Here is a 17,438-nt window from a genome sequence, read left to right on the forward strand (position 1 = left end):
GCGGCGCGCTGTCCGCCCGGGCTCCGGCCGAGACTGCTCGTTGACGAACGGGAGCCGGGTGGTGGGACGGGCTGCGGCCTATCGCTCCTTGAAATAGCGGAAGAGGTGCTTCTCTCGCGTGGTGAGGACGGCGGTCTGGGCGCCGAGGAAGGTGCCGACCGCGCCGGCGGCCAGGGACCGCGCGCCCGTGGCCCAGGTCTCGATGCCGAGGTCAGGGTTCTCCCAGGCGGCGACCCACCACAGTGCGGTGGCGGCGACGGTGGTGGCGGCGAGTGTCCACGCGAGCGTCTCGAGCAGGGCCTGCCAAGCGAGTGCAGGTCGCGGGACGCGGGCGTGCAGGGCGGCGGCGAGCTCGAGGCGACGGGAGCGGATCGCGGTGTAGCCCAAGGCGATCCCGACGGCGAGCGCGGCGACCGGGGCATGCCGGGTCAGGCGCTCGGCGAGCAGGGCCGGCGCATCATAGCTGGTGCCGAGGCGAGCGTTGAGCTGGCTCTGGGTGGGCCTGGTCTCACCGGACGGGTCGGGCACGAGAGCGGTGCGTAGGTAGGCGGCCGTGGTCGCATCGGCGGGCCAGATCTCGGCCCAGCACGCGTCGAAGGACCCGGTGGCCGGTACCGGGGCGAGCAAGGTGTAGCCGAGCGTGCGGACCCGGCCGTCGTCGGGGTAGGGGTAAACGCCCGCGACGACGGCCGTCCCCGTACTGGTCGCGATCTGGTCGCCAGCGCGGATGCCGAGCGCCTCTGCGAGATCGCTCGCCAGCCACACGCCGGAGGCGGTCGTGGCCGACGGGTCGAGAACGCGCGCCAGGCCGGGAGTGATCTCGTAGGTGGAGAGTTCTGACCCCGGGAGGTTCAGAGCACGAACCGGCTCGCCCGCACGCAGTGCACCGGCGGCGCGCACCCCGGCGATCTGGGTCAGCGCCTCGCACCGCACCGCGTCCACGTGTTCGGGCGACTCGAGCACCTGCACGCTCGCACCGGCGTCGCGGAAGTCCTGCGCGCCGCGGACGACGTCGACCACCGCACGCACATCCACCGCGGCGAGCACGCCGACGGCGAGCAGCAGCACGACGGCGTACGGCGCCGCACGTGTGGTGCCGGTCAGGACGTTGCGCCACGCTTCGGACATCGTCGACCCGGCCCGCATCGACCGACGACGGCGCGGCGGGGTCTGGTCGGGTATCCCAGCGGGCGTGGAGGCAGGCACGTTCGTGGGCGGAGCCGTCGCTGCGGGCGGGGTGGTGGTCATCCCGCCCCTCCGTCCCGCTGCGCCGCGAGGCGGGACGTTTCCTCCTGGTGGTCCGCGAGATCGACGATGCGCGTGCACGCGTCGCGCGTGTTCGGGTCGTGCGTCGCGACGACGACGATCGAGGACTGCTGCGCGATCCCCTCGAGGACATCGTTCACGGTCCCGGCGGTCGCGAGATCGAGCTGCGCGGTCGGTTCGTCCACGAGCAGCAGGTCCGGAGCGATCGCGACCGCACGCGCGAGCATGAGCCGCTGCGCCTCTCCGCCCGACAGCGCGCGGAAGGGCCGGCCCGCGACCGGCGCGAGCGCGAACCGGTCCAGGACCTCCAGCGCCTGGGTCTCCGCGTCGCGGCGTCGGGCCCCCCGTGCCAGCAACGGCAGCACCACGTGGTCCAGGGCCGCCCGCCCTGCCACCCCGTGCGGATTCTGGAACACCCAGCCCGTGTGATCGACCCCGACCCGCTCGATCGTGCCCGCCCGAGGCGTCACCCAGCCTGCGAGCAGGCTGAGCAGCGTGGACTTGCCCGAGCCCGACGGGCCGACCAGCCCCACGACCTCACCTGGTCGCAGCACCATGTCCAAGCCTGTAAACAGGGTGCGCGTCCCGTCGAACGCGTGAGACAAACCGGACGTGCGCACGTACTTGTCTTTCGGCGCTCCTGCGTCTGGGCTCCCTCGGCCCGCTCTGCGCGGCCTCATGCGCACGATGACTGCCCCTGTTGCGGCGTGAGGTCGACGACGGACGGCGCAGCGCCGTCGAACGTCACCAACGTCTGCCCCAAGGACGACGACACCACCGTCACCGGCCGGGGGCTACCGTCTCCCACGACACACCCCGAACTGCCCGACAGCGCGAACAACGCGCCCGGGGGCACCACCGCCACGTCCAGCGGCTCGGCCAGCACGTACTCCAGCGTCACCGGCTCCGAGCCCTCCGAACGCTGCCACGCCTCGAGCTCCGGACCTCGTTGCACCTCCTCCAGGAACGTCGGGTCCGTCACCACGCCGCCCTCGCCCACCGGCGCGGTCAGCTCTCCGTACCGCACCACCCGCGCACCCGGGGCGCCGTCCCTGACCGAGTCAGCGAGCTGCAACGACGACAGCCCGCCTGCAACGGTCATGAACGACTCGTCGCCCGCGACCGTGCCCAACGGCGCCCCGCACTCCGCCACCGCCACCGACGGCGCCGGCAACCACAGCACGGACGCCGCCGGAAGGTCATCCGACGGCTCTGCAGCCCCGGCTTCCTCGAACAGACGCGCCACCGCCGTCTTCGTCGCGTCCCCATACTCCCCGTCCGCACGAACAGGGAACCCGATCCGCGCGAGCTCGGCCTGGAGCGCACGCACGTCGTCACCCTCCGCGCCCGGGGCGAGGTCACGCCACAGCGGGATCGACGTCGCCAGCGCCAGAACCGGCCGGTCGTCGATCGTCACGGGGCTCGATCCCGACTCGATCACCCCACCCGGCACGCACGACGACGCCGTCACCCGACCCGAGCCCGCCAACGACAGCGGCGTATCCTGCGCGACCTGCGGCGTCACCTTCACCCGCCGCATGTCGTCGAATGCCTGCGACGAGACCGGCGCCGTAGCCACCGCCTCCGGCGACCGTACGCTCTGCGGCACACGATCCGGCGCCAGAACCACACCTGCGGCCACGCCACCCGCAAGAAGCGTCACCACGCCCAGCATGATCGTGGCCACCGTGACCCCGGGCCCGTCACTCTTGCTCACCGTCATCACCCCTGCATTTCTTCGAACCCAGGCACTCCGAGAGGTTCCTGCCTGGATCAGTCCTTCGCGAGATCGACGACCAGCGAGCGGTCGCGGTCCATCACCACGACGACGGGACCACGCGAGCCGACCGAGCGATCGGCAAGATCCACGACCCTCTCGAGCGCTTCATCGGACGTCGGCTCGATGATGCACTCCGGTTCCGAGTCGGCGTCGAAGACGTACGTCCATCCGCGCTCCGGCTCGCCCCCGCACGATCCGACAAACTCGTAGACGACGAACACGGGCCTCCCCAGGGCCTGCCCCCACTCGCGGGAGAAACCGATCGGGACATCGTTGAGCGACTCGTCGATCGCCCGATCTCGGACCACCCCGTCATACGCAAAACCCTCGGGCAGCACGACTGTCCGAACATCTGCTGCGTCCACGAGCTCACGGCTCTCCTCGAGAGTCAGCGGAGGGACGGTCGGACGGGCCGTGCACGCCCCCGCGAACGCGACGGCACAGGCGACGAGCAGCGATACCGTCGCACGGCCGGCGTCGCTTCTCACGAGTCCGGATTCCTCATGCATCGCACTTCCCATGCATCCGGCTCGAGCCCGTCGAAAGCCCTCTCACCGATCTCGCGGACGACGTCGTCGGCGGAATAGTCGGCCCCTCGCGCACCGTGCCGGACCATGCACTCTGCGACGGCGGTGTTCACGTCCTCGTCCTGAGGATTCCCGAGGACAGCCGCGTAGAGAGGCTCGATGAGCGCTGTCGTCCCGGTCTCGCACTCTGCGAGGATCGAGTCCGCGCCTCGGGACTCCGCTTCGTCCTCGAACGGTCCGAGCCGATACCGGTCACCGAGAGCTTCCACCGGGACGCCACGGTCTTCCAAGCACGCGACGAGTCGGCTCCGAGCCTCGACCATCTCCGCGTCCGAGATGGTTCCGTCGCGCAGCACGCCCCGTTCGAAATCGGACGTCGATGCCTCGTATGCAGCATCGAACTCTGCTGCGTACGGGCCCTCCTGCCCGGCGTTCTGGGAACAGCCGGACAGGAGAGCAACCGCAGCGACGACGGTCGACAACCATCGTCCCGGCACCGTCATACGATCACGGCACCTTCCACCCGCTGGTTTGATTGCGGTCCCACACCTGACCGTAGTTCGCGACTCTCCAGGACGACGGGTAACGACTCGTCTCGGACCATGTGTGCCAGTAGGCGATGTCCTGGAACACCCCACCGTTGGTGGTGCGATAGTCGAACCGCGCACGCGTCAGTCCACAGTTTCCACGAAAGGTCTCGGTGTATGTCGCCCAGTCGTAGATCTGGAAGTGGCAGCCGTTGATCCCGGGTGTCGCCGCAGCTGTGACAGGCACTGCCACGACCGCACCGATCACGAGGGCTGACGCCGCAATGGCTGAGACCAATCTTCGCTTCATCGCGATTTCCCCTGTCTTGCCGCCCCCCCCTGGGCGGCTGGCACGAGGATTGCACGCCAGTGCGCGCGCCACAAGACCTCAATCTGAGGTGCTAACAAAGAGCCGCCGGGGACGCGGACGGGCAGCGTTACCTGGGACGGCGCGACTCCCCGGGGGTCGCCTCTGGCGAGCCATGGACGTGACGCATCGTGACCGTGATGACGGACCGGGTGCGCAAAGGTCCGCGTGAACGCGCGAATCGAGGATCAGGATGCCTCCCGGCGCCGGTCCGGGGGGCTACGGACGTCGTCCCGGGCACCCGGCCGCACCCTCTCCTCAAGGCTCGAGAGCGCGGCCCTAGCCGCAGGGCGGGCAGGGCACGACCCCGCCCCAGGCCACGTGCCAGCCGTTCGACGACAGCACGTGGCGCGGGGGGCAGCCGAGCGGGATATCAGGCTGTGAGGATCTCCGTGCCGAGGGCGAGACCGTCGCCCTCGGGGTCGCGGTCGACCCGCACGACGTCGCCGTCGGCGACGTCGCCCGAGAGCAGCATCCGCGCGAGGCGGTCGCCGATCTCGCGCTGCACGAGGCGGCGCAGCGGGCGCGCGCCGTACGCCGGGTCGAAGCCCTCGAGCGCGAGCCACTCGCGGGCGGCCGTCGTCACGTCGAGCGTGATGCGCCGGTCCGCGAGGCGCCGGCCGAGCGCGGCGACCTGGATGTCGACGATCCGGCCGAGCTCCTCGATCGTCAGCGGCTCGAACACGATGACGTCGTCGAGCCGGTTGAGGAACTCGGGCTTGAAGGACGCCCGCACCGTGCTCATGACGGCCTCGCGCTTCTCCGCGTCGTCGAGCATCGGGTCGACGAGGAACTGCGAGCCGAGGTTCGACGTCAGCACGAGGATGACGTTGCGGAAGTCGACCGTGCGGCCCTGGCCGTCGGTGAGACGGCCGTCGTCGAGCACCTGCAGCAGGATGTCGAAGACCTCGGGGTGCGCCTTCTCGACCTCGTCGAGCAGCACGACCGAGTACGGCCGGCGCCGGACGGCCTCGGTGAGCTGGCCGCCCTCCTCGTAGCCGACGTACCCCGGGGGCGCGCCGACGAGCCGGGCGACCGAGTGCTTCTCGGAGTACTCGGACATGTCGATGCGCACCATGGCGCGCTCGTCGTCGAAGAGGAAGTCGGCGAGCGACTTCGCGAGCTCCGTCTTGCCGACGCCCGTGGGGCCGAGGAAGAGGAACGAGCCCGTGGGGCGGTCCGGGTCGGCGACGCCCGCGCGCGAGCGGCGGACGGCGTCGGACACGGAGCGGACGGCGGCCTGCTGGCCGATGAGGCGCTCCCCGATGGCCTCCTCCATGTGCAGGAGCTTCTCGCTCTCGCCCTGGAGCATGCGGCCGGCGGGGATGCCCGTCCACGCGGACACCACCTCCGCGATCTCGTCGGCGCCGACCTTGTCCGCGATCATCGGCGCGGCCTCGGGGCCGGACGCGGCGAACGCGTCGTCGGCCTGCTCGGCCGCCTCGGCCTCGTCGAGCTCGCGCTGCACCTGCGGGATCTCGCCGTACTGCAGCCGGCCCGCGGTCTCGAGGTCGCCCTCGCGGATCGCGCGCTCGACCTGGACGCGCAGCTCGTCGAGCTTCGCGCGCAGGTCGCCGACGCGGTTGTGACCCGCCTTCTCGGCCTCCCACCGCGCGGTGAGCGCGGCGAGCTCCTCGCGACGGTCCGCGAGGTCGGCGCGCAGCTTCTCGAGCCGTTCGAGCGACGCGGGGTCCGTCGACTCGGACAGCACGACCTCCTCCATCTCGAGCCGCGTGACGGCGCGCTGCAGCTCGTCGATCTCGATCGGCGAGGAGTCGAGCTCCATGCGCAGGCGCGACGCCGCCTCGTCGACGAGGTCGATCGCCTTGTCCGGGAGCTGGCGCCCGGTGATGTACCGGTCGGAGAGCGACGCCGCGGCGACGAGCGCGGAGTCGGCGATCGTCACCTTGTGGTGCGCCTCGTACCGCTCCTTGAGCCCGCGCAGGATCGCGACGGTGTCCTCCACCGAGGGCTCGCCGACGAACACCTGCTGGAACCGGCGCTCGAGCGCCGGGTCCTTCTCGATGTACTCGCGGTACTCGTCGAGCGTGGTCGCGCCGACGAGGCGCAGCTCGCCGCGCGCGAGCATCGGCTTGAGCATGTTGCCCGCGTCCATGGCGCCCTCGCCGCCCGCGCCCGCCCCGACGACCGTGTGCAGCTCGTCGATGAACGTGACGACCTCGCCGTCGGAGGACTTGATCTCCTCCAGGACGGCCTTGAGGCGCTCCTCGAACTCGCCGCGGTACTTCGCGCCCGCGACCATGCTCGCGAGGTCGAGCGACACGAGGCGCTTCCCCTGGAGCGAGGTCGGGACGTCGCCCGCGACGATGCGCTGGGCGAGACCCTCGACGACGGCGGTCTTGCCGACGCCCGGCTCGCCGATGAGCACCGGGTTGTTCTTGGTGCGGCGGCTGAGCACCTGCACGACGCGCCGGATCTCGGAGTCGCGACCGATGACGGGGTCGAGCTTGCCCTCGGCGGCGCGCGCCGTGAGGTCGGTCCCGTACTGCTCCAGCGCCTTGTAGGTGCCCTCCGGGTTGGGGCTCGTCACGCGCGCGCTCCCGCGGACGGCGGGCAGCGCGGAGCGCAAGGCCTCGGCGGTCGCGCCGGCCTGCTGGAGGATCGTCGCGGCCTGCGACGACCCGGCCGCGATGCCGAGGAGCAGGTGCTCCGTCGAGACGTACTCGTCGCCGAGCGCCTGGGCCTCCTTCGCGGCGGCGTCGAGGGCCGCGGACGTGGCGCGCGACGGCGTCGGCTGCGCGACGGCCGAGCCGCTCGCGGTGGGCAGCGCGACGAGCGCCGCGCGCACCTTCTGCCCGACGGCCTGCTTGTCCGCGCCGACGGCGTCCAGGAGCCCGACGGCGACGCCGCCCTCCTGCGTGAGCAGCGCGGCCAGGAGGTGGGTCGGCTCGAGCTGCGGGTTGCCGGCGGCCGACGCGGTCTGGATCGCCTCGCCGATCGCCTGCTGCGACATCGTGGTGAACTTCGTTTCCATAGGTGCTCCGATGTGATGCCTCGAAAATCTGGTCTGACCAGTGGAACGACTCCTAAGTTGAGTGTATTCCGCTCAACTTCGTTCGGCACTCCCGGACGACCGCTCGCCGTCCTCGCACGCCCTCGGAGCGGATGAAGTCCGGCCGCATTCCGTCTCAAATCGGCATCGACCCTCGCCCCGGGCGACGATCCGAGACATGCTGGGCGGGTGAACTCCTCACCCTTGCGCAGACGACTCGGCCTCGGCGCCCTCTTCGCCACCCTCGCACTGTTCCTCGCGGGGTGCATGAGGATGGACATGGCCATCACCCTCAACGAGGACGACACGTTCGACGGCAGCGTCGTCATGGCGTTCTCGGACGAGGTCGCCGAGTCGATGGGCTCGGACCCCCAGGAGCTCTGGGACCAGATGGGCTCCGAGATGGAGTCCGAGATGCCGGAAGGCGCGACGCAGGAGCCGTACGCGCAGGACGGCTACACCGGCACCAAGATCACCTACGCCGACCAGCCGATCGCGCAGCTCGACACCGGCGCCGCCGACTCGATCTCCGTCACCCGCGAGGGCGACGAGTACGTCGTGAGCGGCTCGATGGACATGACGGGTGAGGAGTTCAACCCGGACACGGGCGACGCGGCGACCGACGAGATGTCGCGGCAGATGATGGAGGGCCTCGACATCAAGATCGCCATCACGTTCCCCGGCGAGGTGGCGGAGTCCAACGGCGAGGTCGACGGCAACACCGTGACGTGGACCCCGGTGGTCGGCGAGGTCAACGAGATGACGGCGCGCGGCTCGGCCGTGCCCGGCGGCTCCGCGGGCTCGGGGACGGACGAGGGCACGGACGAGGGCACCGACGACGGCGCGACCGCGCCCGACGCCGAGAGCTCCGACGGGTCCGGCTCGTCGGCGTGGATCTGGTTCCTGGTCGGCGGCCTCGTGCTGCTCGGCATCATCGGCCTCGTGCTGTGGCTCGTGCTCCGCTCGAAGCCCGGCACGCAGGACGGCCAGGGCACGGGCTTCCCGCAGGGCGGGTACCCCGGCCAGCCCGGCCAGCAGGGCGTCTACGGCGCGCCGGGTCAGTACCCGGGCCAGCCCGGCCAGCAGGGTCAGTACCCCGGCCAGCAGCCGTACCCGGGCCAGCAGGGCCAGTACCCCGGGCAGGGCCAGCAGGGCCAGTACCCCGGCCAGTACGGCCAGCCCGGCGCGCACCCCGGCCAGCAGGGCCAGTACCCCGGTCAGCCCGGCCAGCAGGGTCAGTACCCGGGTCAGCCGGGCCAGTACCCCGGCCAGCAGGGCCAGCACCCGGGCCAGCCCGGTCAGCCGCAGGGCTACGGGACGCCGTCCGGCCTGGGTCAGCAGGGTGGCCCGTACGGCGGCCAGCCGCCGGCACCGCCGCAGCAGGGCGGCTACCCGGGCGCCGCGCCGTTCGCGCCCCCCGGCGCGCCGCACCCGCAGTCGTCCCCGACGACGCCGCTGCCCGCCCAGCCGCCCGTCCCGCCGGGAGCGACCCAGCCGCTCCCGCCGCACCAGCCGCCGGCACCGACCCAGCCGCTCCCGCCGCAGCCGGGCCCCGCGGGCCAGGACGGCCCGGGCGCGCAGGCCGGTCCCGACGACGAGATCGACGACGCGACGCGCCTGCGCCCGCCGACCGACTGAGCGGTCCGCACCCCGCACGACACGACGGCCCGCCCCGGGAGACCGGGGGCGGGCCGTCGTGCGTCCGGGACCGCTCAGGACTCGACGGTGACCTCGACGACGTCGCCGACGGCGTCGAGCCGCACCGCGGGCCAGTAGCCGTCGAGGAAGTGCTCGCCGCACGTGTCGGCGAGGTGCACGACGACGCTCCCGTCCTCGTGCCGCTCCACGAGCTCGACGACGAGGTCGTCGTGCGCCGCGGCGAGCTCGTCGGGCGTCGGATCCCCCTCGCTGAAGCGGCGCACGACGGCCTCGACTGCGCGGCGCGCGAGCCGCGGGCCGAGGGCGTCGTCCCACAGCGCCTCCGCGGGCACGTAGGCGAGCGCCTCGGCGCCGAGCGCGGGGTCGACCTCCGCGAGCGTCGCGGGGCGCCACGACGGGTCGCGGTCCTTGTCGACCACCTGCGCGCGGATCCCCTCGACGAGGTCGGGCTGCGTGTCGACGAACCAGCAGACGAGCCCGTACTCCTGGGCGAGCGCCGCGCGGAGGTCGGGCAGGTCGCGCGCGCTGCGGACGGCCGCGAGCGCGACGGTGACCGCCGTGGGCGACAGCCGTTCGAGCTCGTCCGCCTCCGCACCCGCGCGCTCGTCGCCGTCGGCGGCGGCCGCGCGCAGGCGCGCCACGATCTCCGGCACCGTGTCCGCCGCGTACGCGGCGTCGATCGCGGCGCGGCGCGCGACGAGCCCGGACACCGGCGCCGGGAGGGCGTGCCGCCGCACGACGTCGCGCACGGCCTCGACGTCGAGCGGGTCGACGCCCGCGCTCGCGAGCGCGGCGAGGTCCGCGCCGAGCACGGGCAGCCGCTCGCTCGGCACGTAGTGGTCGGCGAACCCGGCGTGGATCGCGTCGGCGGCGTCCATCGTCACCGCGCCGAGCGCGAGCATCTCCCCCAGCCGCCCGGGCGCGCGGGCGAGGAGCCACGACCCGCCGACGTCGGGCGTGAAGCCGATCCGCGTCTCGGGCATCGCGACGCGCGAGCGCTCGGTGACGACGCGGACCGGCGCGTGGGCCGCGAGGCCGACGCCGCCGCCCATGGTGATGCCGTCCATGATCGTCACGACGGGCACGGGCAGCTCCGCGAGCGCCGCGTCGACCGCGTACTCGCGCCGGAAGTACCGGCGCGCGTCGGCCTGCCGCCCGGCGACGACCGACGCGTGCAGCTCACGGATGTCGCCGCCCGCGCACAGGCCGCGGTCGCCCGCGCCGTCGAGCAGCACGAGCCGCACGGTCGGGTCGACGCGCCACTCGTCCAGCACGTCGGCGATCTCGCCGAGCATCGAGTACCCGAGCGCGTTGAGCGCGCGGGGCCGGTCCAGGGTGAGGTGCCCGACGCCGTCGTCGACGCGGGCGAGGATCTCGCTCGTCATCCGCGTCACGCTACCGCCCGTCGGCGTCCGCGGGCGCGCACGACGTGGGACCCTGGCACGGCAGAGGGGTCGGGCCGGCGGTGCCGGCGGCAGCGAGGAGGCGGCGGTGGACGAGGCGACGTGGACGGACGGGACCTGGCGGCCCGACGTGCTGGGCGGGGACTGGGTCGCGCGCGACCTCGACCTCCCGGACGGCGCGGTGGCGACCCTGGTGCGGCGCGACGCCGCGGCGCCCGCGGGCGACCGGCCCGCGGTGCTGTACGTGCACGGGTTCATCGACTACTTCTTCCAGACGCACGTCGCGGAGGCGGTCGAGGCGCGCGGGTACCGGTTCTACGCCGTCGACCTGCGCGGCTACGGGCGCTCGATCGGCCGCGGCTCGGGCGCGCCGTCGCGGCCCGACGACGACCCGAACTTCGTCACCGACCTCGCCGTCTACGCGCAGGACCTCGACGCGGCGGCGCGCGCGGTGCGCGCCGAGGGGCACGACCGGCTCGTGGTGCTCGGGCACTCGACCGGCGGTCTCCTCGCGAGCCTGTGGGCCGACGCGCGGCCCGGCCGGCTCGCGGCGCTCGTGCTCAACAGCCCGTGGTTCGACCTCAACAAGCCGTGGGTGTTCCGCGGCCCGGTGACGTGGGTGGTCGACGTCGTCGGGCGGGTCGCGCCGCGGCTCGTCGTGGGTGCGCTCGACCCGCACTGGGCGGAGGCGCTGCACGCGAGCACCGGCGGCGAGTGGGACTTCGACCTCGCGTGGAAGCCGATCGAGGGGTTCCCGGTGCGCGCCGGGTTCCTGCGGGCGGTGCGCCGGGGCCACGCCCGCGTCGCACGCGGGCTGCACGTCGACTGCCCGGTGCTCGTGCTCGCGTCCGCGCGCAGCGGCCCGGCGTCGGGCTGGCACGACGCCCTGCTCACGACCGACAGCGTGCTCGACGTCGGGCACATCACGTCGCGCGCCGAGCGGCTGGGCGACGACGTCACGGTCGTCACGGTCGAGGGCGGCGCGCACGACCTGGCGCTCTCCCCCGAGCCCGCCCGGTCGGCGTACCTGCGCGAGGTCCTCGACTGGCTCGACGCGCGCGTCTGAGCCGCGACGGTCTGCTCACCCCGGTCTCCGCGGTCGCGCCCGCGGGGACGCGCCCCTAGCGTCGCCGTGTGACCACGCGCGCACCTCGGACCCGCCCTTCCCACGTCGTGCTGCGCGCGGCCTGGGCGCTCGTCGGTGTGGCGGTGCTCGGCCTGGGGTCGGCGGTGCTGCTGTCCGCACAGGTCGGCGTGGATCCGTTCACCGCCGCGAACATCGGTGCGAGCACGCTGCTCGGGATCGACCTCGGCGTCTACCAGCTCGCGGTCAACGCGGTGCTGCTCGTCCCCGTCGTGGTGTGGGGGCGGACCTACATCGGTGTCGGAACGATCATCAACATGGTCATGACGGGATTCTTCGTCCAGTGGTTCTCCGCGCTCCTCGCCCCGCTCGTCCCGGACCCTCCGAGCCACCTCGTCCAGACCGGGCTGTTCGTCGTGGGGATCGTCCTGTTCACCGCGGGCGCGTCCGCGTACATGACGGCGGGCGTGGGGACCGCGCCGTACGACGCTGTCGCACCGATCGTCGTCGACCGCACGCGCGCGCGGTACCGCGTCGTCCGAGTCGCGCAGGACCTCGGGTTCCTCGGTCTGGCCGTCGCGCTGGGCGGCCCGGTCGGTGTCGGGACGGTCATGACCGCGTTCTTCGCCGGTCCGCTCATCGACTTCTTCACCGAGCGGGTGAACAAGCCCCTGCTCCGCCGCGCTCTGCCCGACGACGACCACAGCGTCGTGTCCGAATCCCGCTAGCCAGGGCGTGGTCCGGCGAGTGAGGATCGAGTCATGACGACGACCCTCGCGACGCCCCCGGCGACCACGGACCCCGTGTTCGCCGAGCGCTACCGCGCCATCGCGTCGCGCGACCGCCGCTTCGACGGGCAGTTCATCACCGCCGTGAGCAGCACCGGCATCTACTGCCGGCCGTCGTGCCCGGCGCGCACCCCGAAGCCCGAGAACGTCACCTTCTACCTCACCTCGGCCGCCGCCCACGAGGCCGGCTACCGCGCGTGCAAGCGCTGCCTCCCGGAGGCGGTGCCGGGCACGCCGAGCTGGGACCTCGGGCACGACCTCTCCGCCCGGGCCATGCGGCTCGTCGCGGACGGCGTCGTGGACCGCGAGGGCGTCGACGGCCTCGCCGCCCGCCTCGGGTACTCGGCCCGGCACGTGCACCGCGTGCTCGTCGCGGAGCTCGGCGCCGGCCCGGTCGCGCTCGCCCGCGCGCTGCGCGCCCAGACGGCGCGGGCGCTGCTCATGGGGACGGACCTGCGGCTCGCCGACGTCGCGTTCGCCGCCGGCTTCGGGAGCGTGCGGCAGTTCAACGACACGATCACCGAGGTCTTCGACACGACGCCGGGTGAGCTGCGGCGTCGGGCCCGACCGGACCGGGCGCCGTCGACCGGCGACCCGCGCCGCCCGCCCGCCGCAGCTCCCGCCGGGTCCACCGCGGACGACGGCGGCGCCACCGCCGCGCTCGACCTCACCCTTCCCCTGCGCGAGCCGTTCGACGCGCGCGGCGTGTTCGCGTTCCTCGCGGCACGCGCCGTCGACGGCGTCGAGGTCGTCGACCTCGACGGCCCGCTGCTCTCCTACGCGCGGACGCTCGCGCTGCCGCACGGGCCGGGCGCGTTCCGGGCCACCTACGGGCCGCCGCCCGGGAGCCGACGGCGCGCACCGCGCTTCCACGTGGAGCTCGAGCTGACGTCCGTGGCCGACCTCCCGGCCGCGATCGCGCGCGTCCGGCGGCTGTTCGACCTCGACGCCGACCCGGCCGCCGTGGACGCGGCCCTCGCGGCGGACCCCGCGCTCGCCGCCTCGGTGCGCGCGGTGCCGGGTATCCGCGTCCCGGGGGCGGTGGACCCCGCCGAGATCCTCGTGCGCGCGCTCGTCGGGCAGCAGATCTCGGTCGCGGCCGCGCGGACGCACCTGTCGCGGCTCGCCGTCGCGCTCGGGACGCCCTTCGCGTCGCGGTTCGGGCCGACGCGCCTGTTCCCGACGCCCGCGCAGCTCGCCGCCGGGGGCGCGGACCACCTGCGCGGTCCCGCCCGGCGCACGGCCGCGGTGCTCGGCGTCGCGCACGCCCTCGCCGACGGGTCGCTCGCCCTCTCCCCGGCCGACGACCCCGCGGCCCAGCGCGCGGCGCTCGAGGCGATGCCCGGCGTCGGGCCGTGGACCTCCGGGTACGTGGCGATGCGCGTGCTGCACGACCCCGACGTCCTGCTCGACGGCGACCTCGCGCTCCGCGTCGGCGCCGCCGCGCTCGGCCTGCCCGACGACCGCCGCGCGCTCGCCGCCCGCGCCGAGCTCTGGGCGCCGTGGCGCTCGTACGCCGCGATGCACCTCTGGCGCGCCTCCGCGCCCACCCCGACCCCTGCGAAGGAGACCCCGTGACCACCGCACCCGCCCCGACCACCACCACCGCGACGGCAGGCACGAGCCCGGCCGCCACCACGACGCTCACCACGCCCGACGGCCCGTTCACGGTCGTCGTCGACGCCGCCGGCGCGGTCCTCGCGTCCGGCTGGACGGACGAGCCCGCGGACCTCGTCGCGCTCGTGCACCCCGGCCTGCGCCCGGCGACGGTCTCCCCCGTGCCCGACGGCGACCCCGCCGTCGCGACCGCCGTCGCCGCCGTCCGGGCCTACTACGCGGGCGACGTGCGCGCGATCGACGCCGTGCCGGTGCGGCAGGCCTCGGGCCCCTACCGCGCGCACGCGTGGGACGTGCTGCGCACGGTCGAGCCCGGCGACCCGGTGACCTACACCCGGTACGCCGAGCTGTCGGGGCGGCCCGCCGCCGTGCGCGCCGCCGCGGGCGCCTGCGCGATGAACGCGGCGGCCCTGTTCGTGCCCTGCCACCGCGTCCTGCGCACGGACGGCAGCCTCGGCGGCTTCCGCTACGGACTGGACGTCAAGCGCAGCCTCCTCGACCGCGAGGCCCGGGCGACCGTCTCTGCACCGGCGCGCTGAGCCCGGCGCGGACGGACCGGCCCGGCATCTCACGCCGCCGGAGCGCGCGCCGGCTCCGCGAGCGTGAACCGGGCCCCGAGCGTCGCCGCCGCCACCACCCCGGCGGCGGCGACGAGCACGACGTCCTTGAGCACGTACTGACCCATGAGGGTCATGCCGTCGCCGAACAGGTCGCCCGGGAAGAGCGCGACCGGGGAGAGGACGCCGGCCAGCGTGACGGCGAGCACGACGAGCCCGGCCCGCAGCGCACGACCGGTGAGGAGCGCGAGCCCGACCGCCGTCTCGACGACCGCCGTGAGGACCACGGCGGCGGTGCCGTCGACGAGGCCGAAGGTCAGCGCCTCGACCGTGCGGCGCACGATCTGCTCCGCCGGGCTCGCGCCCGGGAAGAACTTGAGCACCCCGAAGACGAGGAAGACGAGGCCGAGGGCGACCCGCAGGGCCGGCACGGACCAGGCGGCGAGGCGCTCGCAGAGCCCCTCGCGGAGCCGCCGGGCCGCGGCGCGCCGCGGCCCCTCCGCAGCGGGGGCGAGGGTGGACGGGGTCGGTGCGGCGGGTCCGGTGGGGGCCATTCTGAACTCCTCGTCGAGCAGTAGCGTTCCACTTTCCGGCGATAAGATAGCGGACCTGCGATATTCACCGCGCGTGGGGCTGCTCCCGCGACACGCGGGACGGGCGGTGCGCCCGCCGCCGAGAGGGGCCGGGGCTCAGCCCCAGCCGAAGACCTGCGTCCACGCCCCGTTCGCGTGCCCGACGCCGATCTCCCGCAGGCCGCAGTCGAGGATGTTCGCGCGGTGGCCCGGCGAGTCCATCCACCCGCGCACCACGTCCTGGGCGGTCCGGTAGCCCTTCGCCACGTTCTCGGCGCCCGGGTTCAGGTAGCCCTGCGCGTGCGCCCGGTCCCACGGCGAGCGGCCGTCGAGGCTCGTGTGGTCCATGTACCCCTGCGCGTCCATGTCCTCGCTGTGGAGCTGCGCCGCGGCGGTGAGCCGGTCGTCGACGGCGAGCGGCTCGCACCCGGCGGCGGCCCGCTCCGCGTTCGTCAGCTCGACGACCGCCGCGCCCTCCGCCGTGAGCGCCCCGGGACCGGCTCCGCCCGGCGCCGCCGCCCCGGCGGCCGAGGCGGTCCCGGCAGCCGGCGCGGCGCCGTCGGCCGTTCCGCTGCCGGGCGTCGGGCCCGACGCGGTCGCGCCGTCCGGGCCGGCCGGGTCCGCCGCGCCCTCGGCGGGCGGCACGTCCTCCGGCGTGGGCGTCGGCACCGGCTCGGCGGGAGGCTCCTCGGTCGCCGCGGGCGCGGGCGCAGTCTCCGCGGGCGGCGCGTCGTCGGCCCCGGGCGCGCCGGGCGCCGTCGGGGCGTCCGCGGGTTGGTCGTCCCGCGCGTCGGCCAGGGTGCGCGACGCGCGGTCGTCGCGCGGGTCGCGCCCCGCGAGCCACTCCTGCGGCGCGCTCCCCTGCCACGGGAGCGCCGCGACGACGGGGCCGAGCGAGCCCACGTGCTCGGGCCGGATCTCGCCCGTCACCGTCGCGGCCGTGAGGCCCAGCGGAGGGCCGAGGAGCAGGGCGGCGGCGACGCCCGACGTCACCGCGACGCGCGGACCGGACCGCAGGTGCCGGGCGAACGGGCCGCCGCGCCGGCGTGCGGGCGCGGCGGAGGACGCGGGCACAGGAGACGACTCGGAAGACGGCGCGGGCGCCGCCCCCGCCGAACGGTGCCGGGGCGTGCGCTGCGAGACCATCGCTCGACCCTACCCATCAGGAACATGGATGTGTACCGCTTCGTCCGTTCTGCGCCCGTTCGACGGGGGGTCGGCCGCCGGGTCAGACGATCGACGGCTCCTCCGGGGCGGAGACCGTGAACACCGCGCCCGCGATGAGCGGCACGGACGTCACCCGGCGCTCGAGCTCGTCGAGCCGACGGGCGACGGACGTCTCGGACTCGTCGCCGCGCAGGTCCACGCTCGCCACGAGGTACAGCGCGCGCGGCCCGACGTACTCGAGCCGCAGGTACGTGACGCGCTCGACCTCCGGCAGGTCGCGGATGCCCGCGAGCACCGCGGCGCGCGTCGCCGGCATCGCCGCCTCCCCCACGAGGAACCGCCGGTTGCGGTCGATGAGCACGACGGACACCACCGCGAGGACGAGGCCGACGACGATCGACCCGACGGCGTCGGGCACGGGCGACCCGGTGAGCTGGTGGGCCAGGACGCCCCCGAACGCGACCACGAGGCCGATCAGCGCGGCGGCGTCCTCCGCGTACACCGCGCGCAGCGTCGGGTCCGACGTGACGAGCACGTGGTGCAAGGTGTCGCGGTCCGCCGCCCGCGCCTCGGCCCGCGCCTGCCGCCGGGCGCGCAGGAACGACACCCCCTCGAGCACGAACGCCAGGGCGAGGACCGCGTAGGCGACCACGAAGTCGTCCGCCGGCTGCGGGTGCACCAGCTCCTGGATGCCGTGCGTGATCGACACCCCCGCGCCGACCGCGAACAGCCCGATCGCCGCGAACATCGACCACACGTACGCCTCGCGGCCGAACCCGAGGGGGTGCTCGGTGTCCGCCGGGCGGCGCGAGCGCCGGTCGGCGACGAGGAGGAAGATCTCGTTGCCCGTGTCCGCCCACGAGTGGACGGCCTCCGCGAGCATCGACGCCGAGCCGGTCACCGTCGCGGCGACCGTCTTCGCGCCCGCGATGAGCGCGTTCGCGAGGAACGCGACGATCACCGTGACGGTGCTGTCGCCGCCACCCTCCGGTCGCGCGACGCGCGGGTTGCGCGACTCCGGCTGCGGCGGGGCGGGCGTGGGGGCGTCGGGCATGCTGCCGGTCTACCAGCCGCGTGCGGGACCCGCGCGCGGGACCGGGCGCGCGGCGGT

The 17,438-nt window shown here is 74.3% G+C and carries 16 protein-coding genes; 5 read left to right on the plus strand and 11 right to left on the minus strand.

Features of this window, described 5'->3' with window-relative positions; translation table 11 throughout:
• Positions 1-78: 78 nt before the first annotated feature.
• The 7 genes from BXA05_RS02335 to clpB all read right to left on the minus strand — a co-directional run bounded on the left by BXA05_RS02335 (position 79) and on the right by clpB (position 7,462).
• Positions 79-1,248, minus strand: coding sequence for a hypothetical protein (locus BXA05_RS02335; RefSeq protein ID WP_143311007.1), 1,170 nt, complete (start codon positions 1,246-1,248; stop codon positions 79-81).
• Positions 1,245-1,886, minus strand: coding sequence for an ATP-binding cassette domain-containing protein (locus BXA05_RS02340; RefSeq protein WP_244550362.1), 642 nt, complete (start codon positions 1,884-1,886; stop codon positions 1,245-1,247). The genes BXA05_RS02335 and BXA05_RS02340 overlap by 4 nt, the downstream gene beginning before the upstream one ends.
• A gap of 56 nt (positions 1,887-1,942) precedes the next feature.
• Positions 1,943-2,989 carry a peptidoglycan-binding protein gene (locus BXA05_RS02345; protein WP_143311008.1) on the minus strand — a complete coding sequence of 349 codons (1,047 nt, stop codon included), beginning with the start codon at positions 2,987-2,989 and terminating at the stop codon, positions 1,943-1,945.
• Between the two features lie 50 nt (positions 2,990-3,039).
• On the minus strand, positions 3,040-3,534 hold the full coding sequence (locus BXA05_RS02350) for a hypothetical protein (protein ID WP_076403669.1): 495 nt from the start codon (positions 3,532-3,534) through the stop codon (positions 3,040-3,042).
• Positions 3,531-4,055 (minus strand): hypothetical protein, encoded by a 525-nt coding sequence (locus tag BXA05_RS02355; RefSeq protein ID WP_143311009.1) that lies wholly within the window; start codon positions 4,053-4,055, stop codon positions 3,531-3,533. Before BXA05_RS02355 ends, BXA05_RS02350 begins: the two co-directional genes overlap by 4 nt.
• 25 nt (positions 4,056-4,080) lie before the next feature.
• The gene (locus BXA05_RS19925; RefSeq protein WP_170963119.1) at positions 4,081-4,410 is read right to left on the minus strand and encodes a hypothetical protein; all 330 of its coding nucleotides are present in this window, start codon (positions 4,408-4,410) and stop codon (positions 4,081-4,083) included.
• Between the two features lie 430 nt (positions 4,411-4,840).
• On the minus strand, positions 4,841-7,462 hold the full coding sequence (gene clpB / locus BXA05_RS02360) for an ATP-dependent chaperone ClpB (protein WP_076403673.1): 2,622 nt from the start codon (positions 7,460-7,462) through the stop codon (positions 4,841-4,843).
• 297 nt (positions 7,463-7,759) lie between these two features.
• On the opposite strand from clpB, the gene BXA05_RS20205 reads away from it, so the two are divergent.
• Positions 7,760-9,118, plus strand: coding sequence for an LppM family (lipo)protein (locus BXA05_RS20205; RefSeq protein ID WP_076403676.1), 1,359 nt, complete (start codon positions 7,760-7,762; stop codon positions 9,116-9,118).
• Positions 9,119-9,192: 74 nt separating this feature from the next.
• Here the strand turns inward: BXA05_RS20205 and BXA05_RS02370 are convergent, their stop codons facing one another.
• Positions 9,193-10,524 (minus strand): enoyl-CoA hydratase/isomerase family protein, encoded by a 1,332-nt coding sequence (locus tag BXA05_RS02370; RefSeq protein ID WP_168944758.1) that lies wholly within the window; start codon positions 10,522-10,524, stop codon positions 9,193-9,195.
• 106 nt (positions 10,525-10,630) lie between these two features.
• Between BXA05_RS02370 and BXA05_RS02375 the strand changes: the two genes are divergently transcribed.
• From BXA05_RS02375 to BXA05_RS02390, 4 genes are all read left to right on the plus strand, one after another.
• A complete protein-coding gene (locus tag BXA05_RS02375) occupies positions 10,631-11,608 on the plus strand; it encodes an alpha/beta hydrolase (RefSeq protein ID WP_076403680.1) in 978 nt (325 codons plus the stop codon).
• A gap of 68 nt (positions 11,609-11,676) precedes the next feature.
• On the plus strand, positions 11,677-12,354 hold the full coding sequence (locus BXA05_RS02380; RefSeq protein ID WP_076403682.1) for a YczE/YyaS/YitT family protein: 678 nt from the start codon (positions 11,677-11,679) through the stop codon (positions 12,352-12,354).
• 33 nt (positions 12,355-12,387) lie between these two features.
• Positions 12,388-13,992, plus strand: coding sequence for an AlkA N-terminal domain-containing protein (locus BXA05_RS02385; protein WP_076403684.1), 1,605 nt, complete (start codon positions 12,388-12,390; stop codon positions 13,990-13,992).
• Positions 13,989-14,570, plus strand: coding sequence for a methylated-DNA--[protein]-cysteine S-methyltransferase (locus tag BXA05_RS02390; protein ID WP_076403686.1), 582 nt, complete (start codon positions 13,989-13,991; stop codon positions 14,568-14,570). The genes BXA05_RS02385 and BXA05_RS02390 overlap by 4 nt, the downstream gene beginning before the upstream one ends.
• A gap of 29 nt (positions 14,571-14,599) precedes the next feature.
• Here BXA05_RS02390 and BXA05_RS02395 read toward each other — a convergent pair whose 3' ends face one another.
• The 3 genes from BXA05_RS02395 to BXA05_RS02405 form a co-directional block, all read right to left on the minus strand.
• Positions 14,600-15,142, minus strand: coding sequence for a DoxX family protein (locus BXA05_RS02395; RefSeq protein ID WP_076403688.1), 543 nt, complete (start codon positions 15,140-15,142; stop codon positions 14,600-14,602).
• 135 nt (positions 15,143-15,277) lie between these two features.
• On the minus strand, positions 15,278-16,234 hold the full coding sequence (locus BXA05_RS20210) for a CAP domain-containing protein (RefSeq protein ID WP_211435809.1): 957 nt from the start codon (positions 16,232-16,234) through the stop codon (positions 15,278-15,280).
• A gap of 154 nt (positions 16,235-16,388) precedes the next feature.
• Entirely contained in the window at positions 16,389-17,381 is a 993-nt protein-coding gene (locus tag BXA05_RS02405; protein ID WP_083711279.1) for a cation diffusion facilitator family transporter, read from the minus strand.
• Positions 17,382-17,438: the final 57 nt, after the last annotated feature.

This window comes from Cellulosimicrobium funkei (assembly GCF_900155925.1).
In the GTDB taxonomy this organism is placed as follows: Bacteria; Actinomycetota; Actinomycetes; order Actinomycetales; family Cellulomonadaceae; genus Cellulosimicrobium; species Cellulosimicrobium funkei.

What these genes read in the sequence shown, in the direction of transcription:
- BXA05_RS19925 (WP_170963119.1), bottom strand. Translation starts at nt 4,410, where the DNA reads ATGAAGCGAAGATTGGTCTCAGCCATTGCGGCGTCAGCCCTCGTGATC.
- BXA05_RS02395 (WP_076403688.1), bottom strand. Translation starts at nt 15,142, where the DNA reads ATGGCCCCCACCGGACCCGCCGCACCGACCCCGTCCACCCTCGCCCCC.
- BXA05_RS02385 (WP_076403684.1), top strand. Translation starts at nt 12,388, where the DNA reads ATGACGACGACCCTCGCGACGCCCCCGGCGACCACGGACCCCGTGTTC.
- BXA05_RS02370 (WP_168944758.1), bottom strand. Translation starts at nt 10,524, where the DNA reads ATGACGAGCGAGATCCTCGCCCGCGTCGACGACGGCGTCGGGCACCTC.
- clpB (WP_076403673.1), bottom strand. Translation starts at nt 7,462, where the DNA reads ATGGAAACGAAGTTCACCACGATGTCGCAGCAGGCGATCGGCGAGGCG.
- BXA05_RS02405 (WP_083711279.1), bottom strand. Translation starts at nt 17,381, where the DNA reads ATGCCCGACGCCCCCACGCCCGCCCCGCCGCAGCCGGAGTCGCGCAAC.
- BXA05_RS02335 (WP_143311007.1), bottom strand. Translation starts at nt 1,248, where the DNA reads ATGACCACCACCCCGCCCGCAGCGACGGCTCCGCCCACGAACGTGCCT.
- BXA05_RS20205 (WP_076403676.1), top strand. Translation starts at nt 7,760, where the DNA reads ATGGCCATCACCCTCAACGAGGACGACACGTTCGACGGCAGCGTCGTC.
- BXA05_RS02345 (WP_143311008.1), bottom strand. Translation starts at nt 2,989, where the DNA reads ATGACGGTGAGCAAGAGTGACGGGCCCGGGGTCACGGTGGCCACGATC.